General features: G+C 70.6%; 2 protein-coding genes and 1 pseudogene. 1 reads left to right on the forward strand and 2 read right to left on the reverse strand.

Annotated features, from left to right (window positions below; all coding sequences use genetic code 11):
• Both ELR45_RS34285 and ELR45_RS00545 read right to left on the reverse strand, forming a co-directional pair.
• Positions 1 to 336: pseudogene (locus tag ELR45_RS34285) on the reverse strand (acyltransferase family protein); the annotation flags it as partial.
• A 14-nt stretch (positions 337 to 350) separates the two neighbouring features.
• Positions 351 to 1,052 carry a hypothetical protein gene (locus ELR45_RS00545; protein WP_129662592.1) on the reverse strand — a complete coding sequence of 234 codons (702 nt, stop codon included), beginning with the start codon at positions 1,050 to 1,052 and terminating at the stop codon, positions 351 to 353.
• 208 nt (positions 1,053 to 1,260) lie between these two features.
• Here ELR45_RS00545 and ELR45_RS00550 point away from each other — a divergent pair.
• Positions 1,261 to 3,100: sensor histidine kinase (locus tag ELR45_RS00550; protein ID WP_165367332.1), on the forward strand; the 1,840-nt coding region annotated here is incomplete at its 3' end.

A 3,100-nucleotide genomic window follows, 5' to 3' on the forward strand; every position in this document is an offset into this window, starting at 1 on the left:
CACCCGCCCACGCAGATACTCCCGGTAGCTCGCGCCGCGCGCCCTGGTACGACGCCATACCGTCACGTTCGCGTACCCGCCGGCGACGAAGAACAACGGGATCACCTGCAGCAGCCAGGTCACGGGGTGCAGCGCCGGAAGGACGCTCAAGGCGTTCGACGCGCTCACCCGTCCACCGATGAAGCTGACGTCCGCCATCATCCAGTGGCCTACGACTACCACGAGCAGGCTTGCCACCCGGACGAGATCGATCACGCGGTCACGGTCGGGCGGAGTCGCCGCCGTGATCCGCGCGGCCGCCCGGTCCCGCCCGGCCGCCCGGTCCCGTCCAGACACCGAAGTCCCGCCCCTCACCGAACGGTCCCGGTGTCGACCTTCTCGCCGTCCGCGGTCGCGACGACGGTGTCGCCGGGCACCGGTCGGGCTGAGGCTCGCCGATCTCGCCGCGCGACGCGGCGCACGATGGGCGGCGCCATGACCGCCGCGACCAGCAGCGCCGCCGATGCGATGTACGGACCGGAGCTCTCCAGCTCCGGGACCCCCTGTCCCTGCCGCCACGAGTTGACCTTGACCAGGCTCTCGCCGGTTCCGGCCAGTACCTGGCAGGGCTCGCCACCGTCGACGGTCTCGCAGTGCCGGTGCATCTCCTCGCCGAACATGTCATCGATGGCGATCCGCGCCCATGGTCCGAGCTCGCCGCCCTCTGCAGCGGCGTACCGGAGGAGGTCGTAGCCGTAGTCATGGGTCTTGCAGACCCGGTCGAAGCCGTACGTCGTCCCACCGAACGGCGTCGAGCAGTCACCGTCCGCAGCTGTCAGCCGGACCGACCCGTCGGGTCCGGTCAACGGCTCCGGGACATAGCCCATGACCTCGGCGAAGTCGGCAGGTACCGAGGCTTGGGCCTCGCCCTCTTCGATGCCGGTCAGCACCGCCACCGCCCGCGCGGCACCCGGGTGCTCCGGACCGTCCGAGGACGTCCTCGCCTGACCGGCACCGGTGAGAACGAACGACGCCAGCACCGCGGCCAGCACCCAGCCGATCCGAGACCACATGACACGCCCCTTTCCACGCCGCCCGCCGGGGTATCCGGCGGACACGAGGGACGCTAGGTGGCTGGACCTGCGGATTCGTCGGTCTGCGGAGCCGTCTGTGACCGCCCCCGCCGGTAGTTCCCGGCCGTCGTCGTCACTCCGCAGAGCCACACCGGTTGTCACTCCCGAGTACGACGTATGTTCGGCGTCTGATCGCTACGCTGAACGAGTGGCCGACGAGAGGGAGGTGTCCGGAAACGGCGTGGCAGGCGGGCCCGCCGCGTTGTCGCGCTTCAAGCCGCGCTTCTGGTGGCCATGGCTCGGGGCGCTCGCGCTCTTCGCGATGTCGCTGCAGTCTGTCGATGAGGTGCTCGACGTATCTGGCGTGCTGATCCCCGTTGTCGCTGCCGCGGCCGCGCTCCCGTTCGGCCTGATCGCCTCGCAGCCGCTGCTCGGCTGGGCGTTGTCGGCCGGCGGAGCGCTACTGGTCTCGCGCACGCTGGCCGTCACCGACGGCGATCCGTGGCCATGGCCCGCGGTCCATGGCCTCGTCCTGCTGGCGCTGCTGTTCGCGGTCGGGTTCATACCCCCCGCTCGCCTGCGACGCGGGTATCAGATCGCGATCATGCCGACCACGTGGCTCGCCACCGGCACCCTGTTCGCCGTCTCCGTTCCCGATGACATCCGCGCAGGCTGGACGGTCGGGCCGATCCTCCTCGGTATGGCCGGACTCATCGCCCACCTGGCCGGGATGGCTCCCAGGCGGACCGCACCCGCGGAGCCCGCGGTGCCGCTCGCTGCGCTGCCGGCCACCCTGTTGGCCGCGTTCCGTGAGGCGTTCATCGATTGGGGCCCTTCTCCGATGACCGGCCGTCCGGTCGCCGAGCGGTGGCTGAGCCGGTACAGCTGGTCCGGCCGGTTCCGGGACGCGGTGCCGTGGATCCTGGCTGTCGGCGTCTTCTGGATCGAGGTCGGCTCGATCCACGAGACGCTCGTGGTGCACGATGTGGCGTTGCCCTTCCTCTCCGCGCTGATAGCACTGCCGGTCGGGCTGGCACGACGCTATCCGCTGATCGGCTGGCGGCTCATCACGCTCACCGCCGTCGTCGTGGCCGTCATCGGCACTCCGAGTGAGGACGGCGCGGATCCCGGCACCTGGCCGGTCCCTATGCAATGGGTCTGGCTGATCTTGATGTTCCTGGTCACGGTCAGGCACGGCAGGTGGGTCGCGATATGGGTCTGGGCCGCCACGATAGCCGTCCTGTCCGCCGGCACCGGCGACGAGGCAGGGACCACCGCCATCACCATGCTGGTGGCCGCATCGGCGCTGGCCCTGATCGGGGACCTCCTGAGAACCCGCCGTATGGCCGGTCAGGAGGTGGAACGCCAGACCGAGCTGAGCGACCTGGAGAAGGCACGCCGTACCGTCCTGGAGGAACGCGCCCGCATCGCCCGCGACCTGCACGACGTCGTCGCTCACCATATGTCGATGGTGGTGGTGCAAGCCGAGACCGCGCCCTACCGGCTGCCCGACGTCTCGGACGCGGCAGCCGGAGAGTTCGCGTCGATCAGCGCCTCGGCCCGGCAGGCCCTCACCGAGATACGCAGCATGCTCGGCGTGCTGCGCAGTGACGGCCAGGACGTCCTGACGACGCCGCAGCCCGGCCTCGACCAGCTCGAAGAACTGGTCGCCGGTGCCCGCCGGTCCGGAGTGCCGGTCAGCTGGCACACGAGCGGAACGCCGCCCGAGGTGAGCACGGCAGCCGGCTTGTCCGTCTACCGGATCCTGCAGGAGTCGCTGGCGAACGCCGCACGGCACGCTCCCGGCGCGTCGGTGACCGTCGACGTCGGATACACCCCCGAGACTGTTGAACTGCGGATCGTGAACACCGCCCCGGCGGAGAAGGTGGCGCCGACGGGCGCGGGGCACGGGCTCATCGGCATGCGGGAGCGCGCCGCCGTCGTCGGTGGGTCGCTTGAGACCGGACCCCGCCCGGACGGCGGGTACGAGGTCCGCGCCGTCATCCCGCTGGACGCGGCCACCATCGGCTCGGCAGACATGGAGGATT

It is taken from the genome of Phytoactinopolyspora endophytica, assembly GCF_004138495.1.
In the GTDB taxonomy this organism is placed as follows: Bacteria; Actinomycetota; Actinomycetes; order Jiangellales; family Jiangellaceae; genus Phytoactinopolyspora; species Phytoactinopolyspora endophytica.